The sequence below is a fragment of the Azoarcus olearius genome (assembly GCF_001682385.1).
GTDB lineage: Bacteria > Pseudomonadota > Gammaproteobacteria > Burkholderiales > Rhodocyclaceae > Azoarcus > Azoarcus olearius.
Genome location: NZ_CP016210.1, coordinates 3,211,506 through 3,228,757, shown reverse-complemented (window position 1 = coordinate 3,228,757; position 17,252 = coordinate 3,211,506). Strand labels below are relative to the sequence as shown.

At 69.8% G+C, this 17,252-nt stretch carries 17 protein-coding genes; 6 read left to right on the top strand and 11 right to left on the bottom strand.

The genetic code is table 11. The features are described from left to right. Positions 1-25 precede the first annotated feature (25 nt). Genes dqs_RS14795 through dqs_RS14785 form a run of 3 tightly spaced genes read left to right on the top strand, consistent with a single transcriptional unit; the run spans position 26 to position 2,989 of the window. A complete protein-coding gene (locus tag dqs_RS14795) occupies positions 26-1,048 on the top strand; it encodes an AAA family ATPase (RefSeq protein WP_011766588.1) in 1,023 nt (340 codons plus the stop codon). Further along, the gene (locus dqs_RS14790) at positions 1,023-1,961 is read left to right on the top strand and encodes a DUF58 domain-containing protein (protein ID WP_065340961.1); all 939 of its coding nucleotides are present in this window, start codon (positions 1,023-1,025) and stop codon (positions 1,959-1,961) included. Before dqs_RS14795 ends, dqs_RS14790 begins: the two co-directional genes overlap by 26 nt. After that, on the top strand, positions 1,958-2,989 hold the full coding sequence (locus dqs_RS14785; protein WP_011766586.1) for a VWA domain-containing protein: 1,032 nt from the start codon (positions 1,958-1,960) through the stop codon (positions 2,987-2,989). Before dqs_RS14790 ends, dqs_RS14785 begins: the two co-directional genes overlap by 4 nt. Before the next feature lie 5 nt (positions 2,990-2,994). Here the strand turns inward: dqs_RS14785 and dqs_RS14780 are convergent, their stop codons facing one another. The 7 genes from dqs_RS14780 to dqs_RS14750 all read right to left on the bottom strand — a co-directional run bounded on the left by dqs_RS14780 (position 2,995) and on the right by dqs_RS14750 (position 7,113). Then, positions 2,995-3,678, bottom strand: coding sequence for an alpha/beta hydrolase (locus dqs_RS14780; protein ID WP_065340960.1), 684 nt, complete (start codon positions 3,676-3,678; stop codon positions 2,995-2,997). A 150-nt stretch (positions 3,679-3,828) separates the two neighbouring features. Continuing rightward, a complete protein-coding gene (locus tag dqs_RS14775; RefSeq protein ID WP_011766584.1) occupies positions 3,829-4,017 on the bottom strand; it encodes a zf-HC2 domain-containing protein in 189 nt (62 codons plus the stop codon). Beyond that, complete coding sequence (locus dqs_RS14770) at positions 4,011-4,601, bottom strand: sigma-70 family RNA polymerase sigma factor (RefSeq protein WP_065340959.1); 591 nt, start codon at positions 4,599-4,601, stop codon at positions 4,011-4,013. The genes dqs_RS14775 and dqs_RS14770 overlap by 7 nt, the downstream gene beginning before the upstream one ends. Beyond that, entirely contained in the window at positions 4,598-5,170 is a 573-nt protein-coding gene (locus tag dqs_RS14765) for an HvfX family Cu-binding RiPP maturation protein (protein WP_065340958.1), read from the bottom strand. The genes dqs_RS14770 and dqs_RS14765 overlap by 4 nt, the downstream gene beginning before the upstream one ends. Then, positions 5,167-5,913: an HvfC family RiPP maturation protein gene (locus tag dqs_RS14760; protein WP_065340957.1), complete on the bottom strand. Its 747-nt coding sequence runs from the start codon at positions 5,911-5,913 to the stop codon at positions 5,167-5,169. The genes dqs_RS14765 and dqs_RS14760 overlap by 4 nt, the downstream gene beginning before the upstream one ends. Next, the gene (locus dqs_RS14755; protein ID WP_065340956.1) at positions 5,910-6,755 is read right to left on the bottom strand and encodes an HvfB family MNIO-type RiPP peptide maturase; all 846 of its coding nucleotides are present in this window, start codon (positions 6,753-6,755) and stop codon (positions 5,910-5,912) included. The genes dqs_RS14760 and dqs_RS14755 overlap by 4 nt, the downstream gene beginning before the upstream one ends. A gap of 73 nt (positions 6,756-6,828) precedes the next feature. Further along, positions 6,829-7,113: an HvfA family oxazolone/thioamide-modified RiPP metallophore gene (locus dqs_RS14750; protein ID WP_011766579.1), complete on the bottom strand. Its 285-nt coding sequence runs from the start codon at positions 7,111-7,113 to the stop codon at positions 6,829-6,831. A 206-nt stretch (positions 7,114-7,319) separates the two neighbouring features. Between dqs_RS14750 and dqs_RS14745 the strand changes: the two genes are divergently transcribed. Beyond that, complete coding sequence (locus dqs_RS14745) at positions 7,320-8,753, top strand: aldehyde dehydrogenase family protein (protein WP_065340955.1); 1,434 nt, start codon at positions 7,320-7,322, stop codon at positions 8,751-8,753. 118 nt (positions 8,754-8,871) lie between these two features. Here the strand turns inward: dqs_RS14745 and dqs_RS14740 are convergent, their stop codons facing one another. Beyond that, positions 8,872-10,146, bottom strand: a complete 1,275-nt coding sequence (locus dqs_RS14740; protein ID WP_065341749.1) for a glycerophosphodiester phosphodiesterase family protein — start codon at positions 10,144-10,146, stop codon at positions 8,872-8,874. Positions 10,147-10,418: 272 nt separating this feature from the next. Here dqs_RS14740 and dqs_RS14735 point away from each other — a divergent pair, with 272 nt between their 5' ends. After that, a complete protein-coding gene (locus dqs_RS14735; protein WP_236778687.1) occupies positions 10,419-12,044 on the top strand; it encodes an MFS transporter in 1,626 nt (541 codons plus the stop codon). A 107-nt stretch (positions 12,045-12,151) separates the two neighbouring features. Then, positions 12,152-14,014 carry a GGDEF domain-containing protein gene (locus dqs_RS14730; RefSeq protein WP_065340953.1) on the top strand — a complete coding sequence of 621 codons (1,863 nt, stop codon included), beginning with the start codon at positions 12,152-12,154 and terminating at the stop codon, positions 14,012-14,014. Positions 14,015-14,028: 14 nt separating this feature from the next. Here the strand turns inward: dqs_RS14730 and dqs_RS14725 are convergent, their stop codons facing one another. From dqs_RS14725 to dqs_RS14715, 3 genes are all read right to left on the bottom strand, one after another. Next, a complete protein-coding gene (locus dqs_RS14725) occupies positions 14,029-14,445 on the bottom strand; it encodes a gamma-glutamylcyclotransferase family protein (protein WP_065340952.1) in 417 nt (138 codons plus the stop codon). Between the two features lie 4 nt (positions 14,446-14,449). Continuing rightward, the gene (locus tag dqs_RS14720; protein ID WP_011766573.1) at positions 14,450-15,124 is read right to left on the bottom strand and encodes a hypothetical protein; all 675 of its coding nucleotides are present in this window, start codon (positions 15,122-15,124) and stop codon (positions 14,450-14,452) included. Between the two features lie 111 nt (positions 15,125-15,235). After that, entirely contained in the window at positions 15,236-17,125 is a 1,890-nt protein-coding gene (locus dqs_RS14715) for a sigma-54-dependent Fis family transcriptional regulator (RefSeq protein WP_065340951.1), read from the bottom strand. Positions 17,126-17,252 lie beyond the last annotated feature (127 nt).

Here is a 17,252-nt window from a genome sequence, read left to right as displayed (position 1 = left end):
GCATCCATCACCGACAGGGGGACGCATGAGCACCAACAACAGGGATAGCGATCACGTGGAAGTGGCGGCCTTGATGGAGCGGGTGCTCTACGAGGTCAAGCGCGTCGTCGTCGGCCAGGACCACTTCCTCGAACGCGTGCTGGTGGCGGTGCTGGCACAGGGCCATCTGCTGGTGGAAGGGGTGCCCGGCCTGGCCAAGACGCTGACGGTGAAGACGCTGGCGGCCACGGTGCGTGGCAGCTTCCGCCGCATCCAGTTCACCCCCGACCTGGTGCCGGCGGACCTGGTCGGCACCCGCATCTACAACCAGAAGAGCGGCGAATTCACCACCACGCTGGGGCCGGTGTTCACCCACCTGCTGCTCGCCGACGAGATCAACCGCGCCCCCGCCAAGGTGCAGAGCGCACTGCTCGAGGTGATGCAGGAGTACCAGGTGACGATCGCCGGCGAAACCCATCTGGTGCCGCAGCCCTTCCTGGTGCTGGCCACGCAGAACCCCATCGAGACCGAGGGCACCTATCCGCTGCCCGAGGCCCAGGTGGACCGCTTCATGATGAAGGTACTGGTCGGCTACCCGAGCGAGGAAGAGGAGTGCGCGATCGTCGAGCGCGTGACCGGCCCCGCCACCAGCGTGGCGCCGATGGCGAGCACCGAGGAGCTGGCCGCGCTGCAGCGCGAATGCCGCAGCGCCTATGTAGACCCGGCGCTGATCCAGTACGCGGTGCGGCTGGTCGCGGCCACGCGCGAACCGGAGCGATACGGCGTGGACGACGTCGCGCCCTATCTCACCTGGGGCGCCAGCCCGCGCGCCTCCATCCACCTGATCGAAGGCGCGCGCGCGCTCGCCTTCCTGCGCGGGCGCAGCTACGTGCTGCCGGAGGATGTCGCCGACCTGGTGCCCGACGTGCTGCGCCACCGTCTGGTGCTGAGCTACGAGGCCCTGGCCGAGGGCATCAGCGCGGACGAACTCATCGCCCGCATCAGCAGCCGGCTGCCGGCCCCCGAGAAGCCGCTGGAAAGCCATGTCCGCGCCGGCGCACGACCCTGAGCGCCTGCTGCGCAGGCTGGAGTGGCGGGTGATCCGCCGCCTCGACGGCCTGCTGCAGGGCGACTACCGCACGCTGTTCCGCGGCTTCGGGCTGGACCTCGCCGACCTGCGCGAGTACCAGTACCACGACGACGTGCGCCATATCGACTGGAACGTCACCGCCCGCCTGCAGACGCCCTACCTGCGCGAGTACAACGAGGATCGCGAGGTCTCGGCCTGGTTCGTGCTGGATCTCAGCGGCTCGCTCGATTTCGGCTCGGCCGACAAGAAGCGCAGCGTCGCCACCGAGTTCGTCGGCGTGCTCGCGCGCCTGCTCAGCCGCCACGGCAATCGCGTCGGCGCGCTGTGCTACGGCGAGCGCGTCGATGCGGTGATTCCCGCGCGCGGCGGTCGCCGCCACGTTCTCCATCTGCTCCACACCCTGCTGCGCCGCGCCCCCGGCGGCCACGCGGGGCACGAGACCGACCTGGGCGAACTGCTGCGCGCGGCCGAACGCAGCGTGCCGCGGCGCGCGCTGATGTTCGTGCTGTCGGACTTCATCAGCACGCCGGGCTGGAATGCCGCGCTCGCCCGCCTCGCGCAGCGCCACGAGGTGATTGCGGTGCGGCTGCACGACCCGTTGGAAACCGAGCTGCCCGACCTCGGCACGCTGGTGTTCGAGGACGTGGAGACCGGCGAGCAACTGCAGGTGGATACCCACGATGCCGACTTCCGGCGCCGCTTCCACGACGCCGCCGAAGCGCGCGAAGCCGCCCTGCGCAAGGGCTTTGCCGAGGCGGGCGTGGATGCGCTGGAGCTGTCCACCGCCGACGATCTGGTCGATACCCTGCTGCGCTTTGCCGAACTGCGGCGTTGGCGCAGCCGGTTGTCGGGGGCGGCGCTGCCCGCTCATCTGGGAGGCGGCACGCGATGATCGGCTTCGCCTGGCCCGAGCTGCTGTGGCTGCTGCTGATCCTGCCGCTGCTGGTGGTGTTCTACCTTGTGCTGTGGCGGCGCCACCGCGCCGAAGTGATGCGTTACGCCGGGCTGGACATGGTGCGCGCGGCACTGGCGGCACGGCGCCCGCTGCGCCGCCACGTGCCGCCGCTGATCTACCTGCTCGGGCTGGCGGCCATGCTGGTGGCCGTGGCGCGGCCGAGCGCACTGGTGACGCTGCCGGTGACCGACCAGACCATCCTGCTGGCGATGGACATCTCCGGCAGCATGCGCGCCACCGACATCGCGCCCAACCGCCTGGCCGCGGCGCAGGCGGCAGCGCGCAGCTTCGTCGAGGTGCTGCCGTCCGACACCCGCGTCGGCGTGGTCGCCTTTGCCGCCACCGCCGCGCTGATCCAAGCGCCCACCCGCAACCACGATGACGTGCTGGCGGCGATCGACCGGGTGCAGCTGCAGCGCGGCACTGCGATCGGCAGCGGCATGGTGCTGTCGCTCGCCACGCTGCTGCCCGAGGCCGGCATCGACCTGCGCCTGCTGGCGGGCGATGGCTCGCCGCCCGCGGACAAGCCGCCGCCGGGCGAGCCCACGCACGCGCCGGTGCCACCCGGTTCGCACGCCTACGGCGCGATCGTGCTGCTGACCGACGGCGAACGCACCACCGGGCCGCCGCTGGATTTCGCGACCCGGCTCGCGGCCGATCACGGTGTGCGCGTCTATACCGTGGGGGTCGGCACTGCCGAGGGCGGCGTGGTCGGTTACGAGGGCTGGTCGATGCGGGTGCGGCTGGATGAAGCGGCGCTGAAGAGCATCGCCGACGAAACGCGCGGCGAGTATTTCCACGCCCAGAGCGCCGAAGCGCTGCGCACCATCTACCGCAAGCTCGGCACCCGGTTGACGCTGCAGGAGCGCAAGACCGAGGTCAGCGCGCTGTTCGCCGCCGCCGGGGCGGCGCTGATGGTGCTGGCGGCGGGGCTGTCGATGGTGTGGTTCCGCCGCATCCTGTAGCGGCCTCAGCCCGCCGGGGCCAGCACCCGCCGCAGCCAGGCGTCGAGGTCGCGGATCTCGTCGGCCGACACCGTGTGGTCCACCGGGTAGTTGTGCCATTCCAGCGGATAGCCGCTTGCCTGCAACAACTCCGCCGAGCGGCGCGCGAAGGCGTGCGGGATCACGGTGTCGGCCTCGCCGTGGGCCATGAAGATCGGCAGGTCGCGGTTGACCGGGTCGGCTTCGGCCGCCAGCGTTTCGGCCAGCGGCAGATAGGTGGAGAGCGCCAGGATGCCTGCCAGCCGGCGGCGGTGGCGCAGCCCGGTGTGCAGCGCCACCGCGCCGCCCTGCGAAAAACCCGCCAGCACGATGTTCGCATCGCTGACGCCGCGCTCGTTCTCGCGCGCGATCAGGTTTTCGAGCTGCTGTGCCGATTCGCGCACGCCGCGCGGGTCTTCCCGCCGCTGCGAGAAGTCGGAAGAGATGATGTCGTACCAAGCCCGCATCGCGTAGCCGCCATTGATGGTGACGGTGCGGATGGGGGCATGCGGGAACAGGAGGCGGGTGGGCGGGAGCCGCGCGGTGTCGAGTTCGCCCACGATGGGCTCGAAGTCGTGGCCGTCCGCGCCGAGTCCGTGCAGCCAGATCACCGAGTGCGTGGGTTGCGCACCGGTCTCGATCTCGATGGCGGGCAGGATCCTGTTCGGCATGGCGGGCTCCTCGGCGGGGTCGATCGTAATCCGTATCGCATGTGTGCTTGGTGGCGATTGTACGGCGCAATCGCCGTTGCGTTCCGGGTGCACAACGTGTGCACGCGGAACAACACGGCGACGCAGGCGACGGCAGCCCGTGCTGTGGCCCTAGTCGTCTTCCTTGGCGCCGTTGCGGAAGCGCTGGCTGGCACTGCGCAGGAAGTCGAGCTGGCGCCGGAAGGCCCGGCAACCGCTGCACAGTGCGAGGTGGGCGCGCAGTTTCAGGCGCTCGCGCCACGACAGCGGGCGATCGAGCGCGTCGGAGATGAGGTGGGTGGCTTCCTTGCACGTCAGCATGCGCTGCGGACCTCCGGGTTGAACCAGCCGCGTTCCAGGCACTGTCTCAGGCCGGCGCGGGCGCGGTGCAGGATGACATGGCAGTTGCTGGTGGAGATGTCGAGGTTGCGGCAGATCTCCGGGGTTTCGAAACCGAGGAACTCCCGCATCATGAACACCCTGGCGGTATTCGCCGGCAGCAGCTCCAGGCAGGTTTCGAACACCTGCCAGAACTGGCGCTGGGCCAGCGTTTCTTCCGGGTCGCCCCAGTCGCGCGGGCGGCTGGCGGGATGCCAGTGGGCGTTGGCAGCAAACAGCGCATCGAAGGCTTCGTCCATGTCGGCCTCGTCCTTTTCCAGGCTGGAAATCTGCACGGTGCGGCCGCGCTCGCGCAGGGCGTCCACGATCTTGTGGCGAAGAATCGCGAAGATCCAGGTCTTGAGCGCGGCGCGGCCGGAAAAGCGGCTGACCCCTTCAAGCGCGGCGCTGATGGCGTCATGCACCACGTCTTCTGCCGCGGCGCCGTCCTGCAGCTGCAGGCGGGCGAACTTCAGCATCTGCGGGCGGAATTCGCCCAGCAACAGGTCGGGCACCGGCTGGTTCATGACGGCTCTAGGGACGAAGTGGATGTCATTCTAGGGCCGGCAGCCTGCGGCAAGTGGCTGAAACGGCGGCGTATCGCCGCATCCACGCTCAGCCGGCCCGGGCCGAGCAGTACCAGCGGCAGCAGCATGCCGATGAAGAGCACCGGCAGCTTGAAGTTGCCATGACCGCGGTCCGTGAAGACGTAGCCCTGCATCAACTCGGTGAAGCTCGACCATTCGGCCGGCCAATGCACCGCGGCGGTGGCGACCACGGTGAGCACGATCAGCGAGACGCTGAAGAAGCGTGTCGCCAGGCCGAGCACCAGTGCAATGCCGCCGGTAAGCTCGAACCCGGTGGCAAGCTGCCAGCTCAGCTCGACCGGGATCGAATCGAACGGAAACGGGAAGGCCTCGCGGATGTCGCCAAACCAGTTGCTGCCATGCAGTTTCTCCAGCCCGGATTCGAAGTAGTCCCAGCCCAGCAGCAGCCGCAGGCTGAGGAAGCCGATCCACAGCCCGGCGGTGTCGAGGATGTGCAGTGCCCGCGCGGCAGGGGCGAGCGGGTTGGCGGGGCGCATCAGGGATGTCATGTCCGTACTCCAAGGATGAGGCCGAGGCTGCGCAGTTCGTCCAGGCTGGCGCGGCCGTGGGCGAGGTAGGCGGCGTTGGCCGCGTAGCCGAGTTCGGCGGCCAGGGCGACCAGCGCCGCCTCGCCGCTTGGCGCGGCCTGCTGCTGCAGCAGTGCAAGCAGGCGGGCGGTGGCGGGACGCAGCTCGGCGAAGCGCACGGCGTCGTCGAGGTCGCGAAAGATCGCCAGATGCGCAGGCTGAGGCCGCCGCGGCCGGTAAGCAGGGCCAATGCGCTGAACCGGCCACGGCGATGCGACGAGCATGCATGCTGGGTTGGCCAGCGGCCGGCCGGCATAAAGATCGCCGTCCGGGGCGTGCCCGGGTATCGAGACCGCCATCAGCTCGACCGCCAGTTCGGCCCACTCGTAGCGCGCAAGATCGGGCAGCCAGGCCGGCAGCGGCAGGTGGCAGCCGCTGTCGAGAAAATCGACGAACTCGCGCGGAATCGCCCGGAACCACGGCGTGCTGCAGCGCCAGTCGCGCACGAAGGCACGGCACAGCCGGCGCCAGCGGGCTTCACCCAGGGTGGCGCGGGCCACCGGAAAACAGCGGTCGATGACGCCGCAGAGCTTGTCGAACAGCAGCGTTTCGTACGCCGCGGTGCGCCGCCGGTCCAAGCCGGCGGGCAAGGGCGCGTGGCCGGGGTCGCGCAGGCGGCGGCCGAAGTCGTGCTGGAACTGGCGCAGGGCAGCGGGGGCGTTCATGCCGGCACCGCTGCGTGCTGGCGCGATCGGGCCTGAAGCGCCGCAATTCGGCCGACCTCAGCCGCCAGATCGGAGAGCGGCGGAAAGTTGAAGTCGCGCTCCAGGCAGGTCGGAAGCGGGCCGGTGTGCCGGTACGCGGCCTCCAGCAAGCCCCACACGGGGTCGATCACCGCGGCGCCGTGGGTGTCGATCACCAGGCCGTCGGGCTCGATGTGATGACCGGCCACATGGATGTAGCAGACGCGCTCCAGCGGCAGGCGGCGCAGGAAGTCGTGCGCGTCGAAGCCGAGATTGCAGGCGTTCACGTGGACGTTGTTCACGTCCAGATGGAGCAGGCAGTCCGCTTCTTCCACCACCGCGCGGATGAAGTCGGCCTCGTCCATCTCGGCGCCGGGGGGCGCCAGATAGCAGGAGGCGTTCTCGATGCCGATGCGCATGCCGAGTACGTCCTGCGCCTGGCGGATGCGGCCGGCGGTCCACCGCACCGCCTCCCCGGTGCAGGGGAGCGGCAGCAGGTCGTAGAGGTGGCCGTCGTCGCCGGTCCACGCCAGGTGCTCGGTATAGAGTCGGATTCCGTGCGTCTCCATGAAGCGGCGGATCTCGCGCAGCAGGTCGGTATCGAGCGGCATGGTGCCCCCCAGCGACAGCGACAGCCCGTGGCAGACGAAGGGATGGCGCTCGGTCCAGGCGCGCAGCTGGCGGGCGTGCCGGCCGCCGCTGCTCGCCCAGTTCTCCGGGGCGATCTCGAAGAAGGAAATCGGTGCCGGAACCTCGCGTTCGAGTTCCTGCATCAGTTCCCGGCGAAAGCCGAGACCGGCGCCGTGGAGAGAAGGTGTCGTCATGGGAAGCCCCCTTGCGGATGAGCGGAAAGCCGGCGGACCGGGTACGCGCGTGCGTCCGGTCCGCCCCACGGGCTTACTTCTTGTCGCTGCCGCACTTGGCCTCGCCGCACTTGCCGTCGGCTTGCTTGCCGCCGGCGGGCATCGCGGTGCCTTGCGCGTCCTTGCCGCGGGTTTCGCGCGCCTTGTCCGCACCGCACTTGGCCTCGCCGCATTTGCCGTCCGTTTTCTTGTCCGCTTGGGCGATCTGGTAGCCGGTGCCGAGCACCGTGGCGCCAAAGGGGTTGTCGGCAGCCTGGGCGAGCGGGGCAAGGATGGCGGTGGCGGCGACGGCGGCGCTGAGGGTGATGTGCTTCTTCATGGTCGTGCTCCTCGTAAGGTGGATGGGCAGCCCGGCGGGGCGGAGGGCCCGCGGTTTTCCGGGTGCTGGCGATTGGTCGGACGAAGGGGCCGCGGTCTTACAGGCCGCAATGAAAAAGGTTGGTGCCGTGGCCTGGGTGCAGGGCAGGCGGGGGATGCCTCGCCGACTACAATTGACTGTTCCGCACCCTGAGGGAGACGACCGTCATGACCCTGATACGCAATCAGCTTTTCATCGGTGGGCGCTGGGTGGCGCCCGCCGGAACGGGTTTCATCGACGTGATGGACCCGAGCACCGACACGGTCTTCGCGCGCATTCCCGAAGGCGCCGCCGCCGATGCCGAGGCGGCGGTGGCGGCGGCCCATGCGGCCTTCGACGCCTGGTCGCGCACGCCGCTGGCCGAGCGGGCCGGCTGCATCGAGCGCATTGCCGCCGGGCTGAAGGCGCGCAGCGACGAACTGGCACACGTCATCGCCTGCGAGGTGGGCATGCCGAAGAAGCTGGCGGCGCGCGTGCAGGTGGGCGGGCCGCTGTGGCACTGGAACAACTACGAGGCGCTGGCGCGCAGCTTCGAGTGGGAACGCCGCGTCGGCAATTCGCTGGTAGTGCGCGAGCCGATCGGCGTGGTCGGCGCGATCACGCCGTGGAACTTCCCGCTCAACCAGATCACGCTGAAGGTGGCGCCGGCGCTGCTGGCCGGCTGCACTGTGGTGCTCAAGCCCTCGGAAGTGGCGCCGATCAACGCCTTCATCCTCGCCGAGATCATCGAGGCGGCGGGCGTGCCGGCGGGCGTGTTCAACCTCGTCACCGGCTACGGCCCGGTGGTGGGCGAGGTGCTGGCGTCCGATCCGCGGGTCGACATGGTGTCCTTCACCGGCTCCACCCGCGCCGGCCGGCGGGTGGCGGAACTGGCCGCGGCGACGGTGAAGAAGGTGGCGCTGGAACTCGGTGGCAAGTCGGCCTCGGTGGTGCTGGATGACGCCGATCTGGCCGCGGCGGTGAAGGGCACGGTGTCGAGCTGCCTGCTCAATTCCGGCCAGACCTGCTCGGCGCACACCCGGCTGCTGGTGCCGCGGGCGCGCCTGGACGAGGCGGCCCAACTGGCGGCGACGGCCGCCTCGGCAATGAAACCCGGCCCCGCGCTGGCCGAGGACAGCCGCCTAGGGCCGCTGGTGTCCGCCGCGCAGCGCGAGCGCGTGCGCGACTACATCCGCCGCGGCGTGGCGGAAGGCGCGCGGCTGGCGTGCGGTGGCGCGGAGCCGCCGGCCGGGCTGGAGCAGGGCTATTTCGTCCAGCCCACCGTGCTGGTATGCGAGGACAGCCGCGCCACGGTGGCGCAGGAAGAGATCTTCGGCCCGGTGCTGGTGGTGCTGCCGCACGACGGCGACGAGGACGCGATCCGCATCGCCAACGACAGCCCCTACGGCCTGGCGGGCGCGGTGTGGGCGGGCAACGAGGAGCGCGCGCTGGCAGTGGCGCGGCGGCTGCGCACCGGGCAGGTGGATATCAACGGTGCGGCCTGGAACCCGCGCGCGCCCTTCGGCGGCTACAAGCAGTCCGGCCTGGGGCGTGAGAACGGCGAGTACGGGCTGGAGGAGTTCCTGCAGTACAAGGCGATCCAGTTGCGCCAGCCGGGTTGAGCCGTCGGCGTGCCGGGCGCAGCTTGCCGGGGGCCGTTGCAGCACGCTTCGCGCTCGGGACGCGCGGCGCCCCGGCCGGGAAGAACGGCCGGGCGGGGCGCCCGGCCGCGACGCCGGATCAGTGCAGGCGCATGCAGTTGGCGTAGTAGGTGGTGGTGGCCGGCCAGTCGGAGAAGATCGCGCGCACGCCGATCTCGCGCGCCATCACGTCCACCGCCGTGTAGATGTCACCTTCGCGCTTGATCGCGGCGTCGAAGGTCTGGAGATAGAAGCCGTTGTTGCCGTCGGCGAGCACGCCCGAGCGCTCCAGCGACCAGGCGATGATGTCTAGCCCGGCGGCCCGGGCGTCGCGCGCGTATTGCGAGGGCACGATCTCGCCCGCGCTGTTGAGCGTCAGCAGCGCGAAGATCGGCGGCGCGACGATGTTGATGCCCTGCGCCTTGTAGGCGGCCAGTTCGGCCGCGGTGGGCAGGTCGGCCACGGTTTCCGCGTCGTCCAGATACACCGCCTGGCGGCCGAAGGCCGGCTCGTGCTTGATCCAGTACAGCACGTCCGCCTTGTCGAAGGACTGCGGGAACACCTTGCTCGCCGGCACGCCCGCGGCCTTGTATTCGTCGATTAGCTTCTGCGCGTAGGCCTGCTGGGTGAAGCCGTCGAAGGGCATCGCCACGCTCGGCGTCTTCAGTTCCGGCGTCATCTTCACGCCCAGCTGCTTGAACAGCTCGATGCTCTCCTTGTGCGTCATCAGCTCGCCGCTGTCCGGCCCGGCGTAGAGATCGGTGCGGAAGTTGGCGGTGCCCGCCATGTATTCGGCCACGGTGGTGGCGCGCGGGTTGGCGGCGTCCATCTTGCCCTTCAGCGTCTTGAATTCCGCCAGCGTGATGTCGCTGGTGCGGCATTCCGCGCTGGCCGGCGTCAGCAGCTTGCCGGCGGCGTCGAAGGTGGCCGGGGTGAAGGGCTTGGTGCACTTGGCCGCGAGCGCCGGCACCGCAAGGATGTTGGTGGTGGTGTGGAGGTCGTTCTGTGCGTGGCGGCAGACCAGTTCCTTGTCCTTGGTGAAGGCCACGTCGCACTCCACCACGCCCGCGCCCATGCGCGCCGCGGCGGTGTAGGACTCGCGCGTGTGCTCGGGGAACTGCAGCGGCGCGCCGCGGTGGCCGATCGAGAAGTCGCTGCGCTTGAACGGGCCTTCGCCGCAGCTTTCCAGCTCGGCCTTCAGCGCGCTGTCCTGCATGTGGTCGACCAGAAAGAACGGGCGCGGGCCGAGCTGCACGCTGTCGCCGCGGCCCTGGTTGTAATGTTGGCCGGACTCCGCGCCGCGGCCGGCGGCATGGACGAGGCTGGGGGCGGAGACGGCGAGCGCGGTCAGCGCCGTCAGGGTGGTGAGCGTCATGCGGTTCACTGGAAAGCTCCTGTAGGGCCTGCGCGGCAGGCCGGGGCAGATGGGCAAGGGCGTGTCGCGGCGCATCCACCGCGATCCGCCCCGCACGCTACCGACGGGCTGTTGCCTGACCATGACGGAGGGATTAGTCCGGCGGCGGACGGTTCCCGCGCCGGTGTCCGCCGCGTAGCACGCGCGTTTTCGCCCGACCGGCGCGCCCTTTCCGGGATAATGCGGGCCCCTCGTCCCGTGCCGCTGCGGCGCTTCGTCCGATGACCCGTCCGATGCCTTCCCCTCCCGAATCCACCGCGTCCGCAGTGCCCGCCGGCTCCGACGGTCATTCCGCCCCGGACATGCCTGGCGCCAGGCAGGTGCAGCGCAAGGTGGCGGTCGCGGCCTGCTTCGGCACCTTCCTCGAGTGGTACGACTTCCTCACCTTCGCGTCGCTCGCCACCTACTTCGGCACGCTGTTCTTTCCGCCGGATGACCCGGTCACCGCGCTGCTGGCGAGCCTGGGCACATTCGGCGTCGGCATGGTGGTGCGGCCGCTGGGGGCGGCGCTGTTCGGGTCGCTGGGCGACCGTTACGGGCGGCGCGCCATCTTTCTCGCCACCATCGTGCTGATGGGCGGTTCCACCTTCCTGGTCGGCCTGCTGCCCACCTACGCCAGCATCGGGCTTTTCGCGCCCTTGCTGCTGTTGGTGCTGCGCATGCTGCAGGGGCTGTCGGTGGGCGGGGAGATCGGCGGCGCGGCGGTGTATCTCACCGAGCACGCGCCGGCCACCCGGCGCGGCGCCTACACCAGCGTGCTGCAGTTGATGGGGCCGCTCGGCATGCTCGCGTCCACCCTGCAGATCGTGGCGCTGCAGGCGGTGCTGAGCGAGGCGGAGTTCCGCGACTGGGGCTGGCGGGTGCCGTTCCTGATCTCGATCGTGCTGCTGGCGGTGTCGATCAAGAGCCGGCTGAGCCTGCACGAGTCGCCGGTGTTCCGCCGCCTGCGCGAGCAGAACGCGCTCGCAAAGACGCCGCTGCGCGAGTGCTTCCGTGATCGCCAGACGCTGGGGCGCATGGCGCTGCTGTTCTTCTGCATCTCGTCGGGCGGCTCGCTGCTGTTCTTCTCGTCGCAGGTCTATACGGCGGTGTTCCTGAAGAACGTGGTCAAGCTCGACGCCGCTACCGCGAGCGGGCTGGTGATGGTCGCCACGGTCGTGCTGTTTCCCCTCACCGTGCTGTGCGGCTGGCTGTCGGACCGCATCGGCCGCCGCCCGGTGTTGCTGGCCGGGCTGGTGCTGGGGGCGCTCACCGTGCTGCCGGTGTTCCACGGCCTGCTCGAACACGGCAACCCCGCGCTGGCGCGCTTCAACGCCTCGGTAGCGGTGGAACTGGCCGGCGAGCAGTGCCGCTACGACCCCTTTGCCGGCGTGCGCAACGACTGCGAGCGCTACCAGGAACTGTTCGCCCGGCTCGGCGTGGTGCATCAGCAGCGCGAGGGCGCGCTGGCGGTGAAGGTGGGCGCGCAGACCATCGCCGGCTACCAGCCGGAGGCCGTCACCCGCGCACTGGTGGAGGCGGGACGCCCGGCGCAGGCGGATCCGGCGCAGGTGAACCGCCCGGCCCTGATCGCGCTGTTGCTGGTGCTGGTGGTGGCGCTCGCCTGCATCACCGGGCCGCAGACGGCCACGCTCGCCGAACTCTTTCCGGCCCGCACGCGCTACTCCGCGGTGGCCTTGCCGCACAACCTCGCGGCGGGCTGGATCGGCGGCCTGTCGCCGTTCATGGTTACCTGGCTCAGCGTGCGCGCGGGCGATGCGCTGGCCGGGCTGTGGTACCTGGTTGCGCTGCTCGGCCTGGCCGCGGTGGTCGGACTGGTGTTTCTGCCGGAGGTGCGCAACCGCGCGCTGGAGCGCTGAGCCGCCTCGCTTTGGGCGTGATTTCCGTCACGCTGCCCGCGGTAAACACGAGTAAGCCGAAAGTACTAAAAGAAAGATAATCGGCGCTTGCGGGCAGAGGTGGCTTCATGAACTTGAATCGGAAGATAACGGCGCTGTTTTCGGCCGTGGCGGTGGGCATCCTGGTGATGCTGGTGGCGATCAGCCTGTACGCCTTCCGCAGTTATTCCATCGCCTCCTCGACCGCGCATGTGCGCACCGCCGCCGAGATGGTGCGGGTGCATCTGACCGAGGCGATGATCCACGGGGTCATCGACAAGCGCGAGCAGTTTCTCGACCGCCTGATGGAGGTCCAGGGCCTGCGCGCGGCGCGGGTGCTGCGGTCCACCCATGTCAACGAACAGTTCGGCGCCGGCATGGCGCGCGAGATGGAGCCTGACGAAGTCGAGAAGCAGGTGCTGGCCGACGGTCACGCGCGCTATCTGCTGGAAAACGAACTGGGCGATGCGGTGTTCCGCGGCACGATTCCGTTTGCCGCCTCCGCGCGTGGCCGCCCCAACTGCCTGCAGTGTCACCGCGTCAGCGAGGGCACCGTGCTGGGCGCGGTGACGATCGAGCTGTCGCTGCAGGAGCTCAAGCGCAGCGCACTGTTTACCGTGGCGGTCATCATCGTCACCGTCGCGCTGTTCTCGCTGCTGGCGATCTTTGCCGTGCGACGCCTGATCATGCCGGTGGGTGACACCGCGCAGGCGGTGGAGCGGGCGGTGCAGCGTGCGCTGCGCGGCGACTTCAAGGGCCGGGTGGAAAAGCGCACCGACGACGAAATCGGCAAGATCGCTACCGAAACCAACAGCCTGCTCGGCTTCCTCGACGAAGGCCTGTCGCGCATCACCCAGCGCGTCACCCAGCTCACCGGGCGCACCCCGCAGCACGACGAGAACCAGCTCGAAGCCACCATCGACATGGTCAACAGCCTGGCCGACGCGGCCGGCTTCAAGCAGGCGATCGAGGAGGACGAGAGCAAGACCGAGATCTACGACCGCTTCAGCCGCGTGCTGCTGGAGCGCTTCGACGTGCGCGAGTTCTCCATCTACGAGGCCGAGGGCAGCAAGCAGCTGCAGCCGATCGCGGTGGATGGCGTGCAGGGCGCGCCTTGCCGCTGGTGCGATCCGCAGATTCTGGTGCGCAGCGACATGTGCCGCGCGCGCCGCACCGGCCATGCGGTCAACGGCCTGATCGAGCCGGGCATCTGCTACGCCTTCCATCCCCCCGCCGAGGGCGGGGCGCGGCGCCACTACTGCGTGCCCATCATCCAGTCGGGCACCGTCGGCAGTGTCATCCAGCTGGTGGTGGCGGAGGAGCGCGCGCCGGCGCTGGTCGAGCAGGCGCCCTACATCCACGTCTATCTGCGCGAGATGGCGCCGGTGCTCGAAGCCAAGCGCCTCACCGAAACCCTGCGCGACTCCTCGTTGCGCGACGCAATGACCGGGCTTAACAACCGGCGCTTCCTCGAGGAGTACATGGACACGCTGGTGGCCAGCGCGCGGCGGCGGCGGATTCCGCTGGCGGTGCTGGTGCTGGACCTCGACTACTTCAAGGTGGTGAACGACAGCTACGGCCACGACGCGGGCGACGCGGTGCTGAAGGCGCTGGCCGGCGTGCTCAAGCGCACGGTGCGCGCGTCCGACATGGTGATCCGCTTCGGCGGCGAGGAATTCCTGATCGTGCTGCAGGAGGCCGATGCCGAGGCGGCGCTGAAGGTGGCCGAGAACATCCGCTCCGCCGTGGAGCAAATGCGGGTGCAGGTGGCCGGCGCGGTGCTGCAGAAGACGATCTCGATCGGGCTGTCGATGTTCCCCGACGACAGCGACACCTTCTGGCAGGCGATCAAGTTCGCCGACGTGGCGCTTTACCGCGCCAAGGAAAACGGTCGCAACCAGGTGGTGCGGTTCACGCCCGACATGTGGAGCGGGCAGGGCGAGTCGTACTGAAGTGGAAGACCGCCTCAGCGGCAGTGGCTGTTCATGTACTGGTGCTGGAAGCGCGCCTTGCCCTCGCGCAGGAAGCGGTCGAAATCCCACTCGCCCGGCAGCAGTTCGTCAGCATGTTCGGGGCGGAACATGTAGGTATCCGCCTCCACTGCTGCACCGTCGGGCAGCCGGACACGAACCGTGACGCGGACGTACTGCGGACCTTCGAAGGCGTCCAGCCGGGCCAGCGCGTCGGGCGGAAGGTGGCGGTACAGCACGCCGGACACCTCGGCGCCGGCGGCCGGCACCATGCCGGGATAGGCTTCGCCGCGCACCGGATGGCGGCGGTGATCCGCCAGCGTGGCGGGCTCGCCGGCCGGTTCCACGCCGCACACCGCGGCCATGATGTCCGCGCACATCAGCGAGCCGTAGGTGAAGCAGTGGCGGCGCACCGGATCAGCTTCCCTGGCGCTGCCAGTCCTCGATCAGCGCATCGCGGTTGCGCGCGAGTTCGGCCAGGGCGACCTCGATGACCGGACCGCTGAGCGTGTGGCCGGCGCAGTTGGCGAGCATGCTGGCGGCACCGCCGCCCGCCACCACCACGATCGCGCCCTGGTTGGCTTGAAGGCGGCTCTGGCGGTCGCGTTCGCCGAGCATCACCGAACCGTTGGTCAAGTTGAGCTTGCCTTCGAGCCGCGCCTGCGCGCCGCTGGTGAGCCGGGCTTCGACCTCGCACGCCACCATGCGGTATTCATTGACCAGCGCCAGCGCCTGGCGGCGCAGGAAGCGCAGCAGTTCGTCGGCGCTGCTCGGTGCCTTGGCGGCCGCGCGGCGCGACAACTGGTCGAGTTCGTCGTCGGTCAGGTGGGGGGCGGCGGCCACCAGGGCATCGCGTGCGATGGCGGCCGCGCTGAGGTTGGCCGCATCGAGGTGGTGGTGATGGCCGAGTACGGTGACACCGGCCTTGCCCAGCTGCTTGGCGGTGACCGTGGGCATGCCCTGGAAAACCATCGCGCCCAGCGCTTCGTGCAACTGCCGGCACAGGGCGTCGTGATCGCTTTGGAGCAGGGCGGGCGGTGCCGCGAGTTCGAAATCGAAGCTGATGCTCAGTTTGATATTGGCCTTGGACATCGCGCGGGTATTCCTCCTCGGCCCGGATTATGCGGCAAAGGGCCGGTGCCCGGGGCGTGGGCGCACGTTGCGGAGGCCGCCTCGTGCGCCCACGCCCCGGCTAGCGGGTTGTCAGTCCGCGCAGCCGTAACGGCGCAGCTTGCGGTACAGCGTGGCGCGGGCAATGCCGAGTTCGCGCGCGGTGGCGGAGACGTTGCCGCGATTGCGCGCGTAGGCTGCCTGCACCGCGTCGCATTCGGCGCTCTGCAGCGTGGTAGCGGTGCCCGGCGTCCGTTTAAGCGGGGCTTGAGTCGCCAGGCTGGCCGGTAGCTGGTCGAGGTCGATGCGGCCGTGTTCGGCCAGTGCGATCCCGAGGCGGAGCACCTGCTGCAGTTCGCGAATGTTGCCCGGCCAGCGGTGGCGCCGCAGGGCTTCGCGGGCGCGCTCGGCCAGACGGGGCGGGGCGCCACGCGCGTGGGTGGCGAGCAGGTGATCCACCAGTTCGTCGAAGTCCTCGCGCTCGCGTAGCGGCGGCAGATCCACCCGCAGGCCGGCGATGCGGTAATAGAGGTCCTCGCGGAATCCGCCGCTGGCGCAGTGCGCGGAAAGATCGCGGTGGGTGGCGCAGATCAGCGAGCAGTCGAAGGCGCGGGCGCGGGTGCTGCCCAGCCGCGTGACCGTGCGCTCCTGCAGCACGCGCAGCAGCCGGGCCTGCAGTTCCAGCGGCATGTCGCCGATCTCGTCGAGGAACAGCGTGCCGCCATCGGCCTGTTCCAGCTTGCCGGCCATGCCGCCGCGGCGCGCGCCGGTGAAGGCGCCGTCCTCGTAGCCGAAGAGTTCCGATTCGATCAGACCGACCGGGATCGCGGAGCAATTGACCGCGACGAAGGCGCCGTCGCGGCGCGGACCGCTGGCGTGCAGATGGCGCGCGAGGACTTCCTTGCCGGTGCCGGTTTCACCGTTGATCAGCACCGGCAGGTCGTGGGCGAAGGCACGCTCGGCCTGGCGTACGTCCTTCTGCAGCCGGCTGTCGAGGCGCATCCGGGCGGCGTGCTGATCGCCGCGCGTGGCCTCAGTGCCGATGCGCCGCGCGGGCCGCGGTCTCGCTTCGGCGTCGAGGCGGAGATGGACCTGCACGCCGTTGTTGCAGCGGACCGTCACCGGCCCGTCCGCGCCCCGGCGCAACAGGTCGACCAGCTCGCCGAACGAGGTGGAGAACACCGCCGCAGCCGGAATCTCGCCGCCGTCCTGCTCCAGTCCGAGCAACTGGCGGGCGCAGGAGCTGGCGCCGAGGATGAGGCCGTCGGCAGAGCACGCCAGCCGGCCCGCCATCACCGAGTCCACCAGTTCCGGCGTGCTATGCACGCGCATCCTGATCGGTGCCGCAAGCTCGGACAGCAAGCGGTTTTCGATTGCCCGTGCCGCCAGCGCGAGGGGTTCGAGGATGCCGGCGCGGCGACCGTCGTGCCGACGCGAGGCATTGAGCGCGCCGATCAAGCGGCCGGAGGGATGGAAGATCGGCACCGCGACGCAGGTGAAGCCGCGGATCTCTTCGAGAAAGTGCTCGCCGCCGTGGATGATCGCCGGGCGCTGTTCGGCGAGCACGCAGCCCGGGCCGTTGGTGCCGGCGACCTGTTCGCTGAGGTTCACCCCCGGACGCAGCGCGGTGGCAATGTCGCCCAGCTCGGCCGTGTTGCCGCCGCAGGACTTGAGCACCGCGCCACCGGCTTCCAGGCAGGCGACGACCCAGCTCGACGCGTCGAGTGTACCGAACAGGCTCAGCATCTCCGGCTCGGCGTGGGCCAGCAGCGCGCGGTGTTCGTCCGCGAGACGGCGCAGCGCGCTCCTGCCGAGCGGATCGAAGACGACGCGCGCGCTCTCGCTCACGCCGTACTCGCGTGAGCGCGACCACGAGCGGCGCACGCGGTCGGCGAGCAGTTGGGGGGGAATCTCGCGCCCTTCCTGCATCAGGCGGCGGGCGTGCTGCACCCTGTGGTCGAAGTCGGTCTCGGGGCGGGACATGTCTCCTCCTGCACGGTTGACTCATATCGATCCAGTTCGGTGGCGAATCCGGCCCGGATCGATCCAGTGTTGCGCCAGCGAGCACTGACAGCCTGCCGCGAACACCATTCAACCTGTTGTTTTTGTG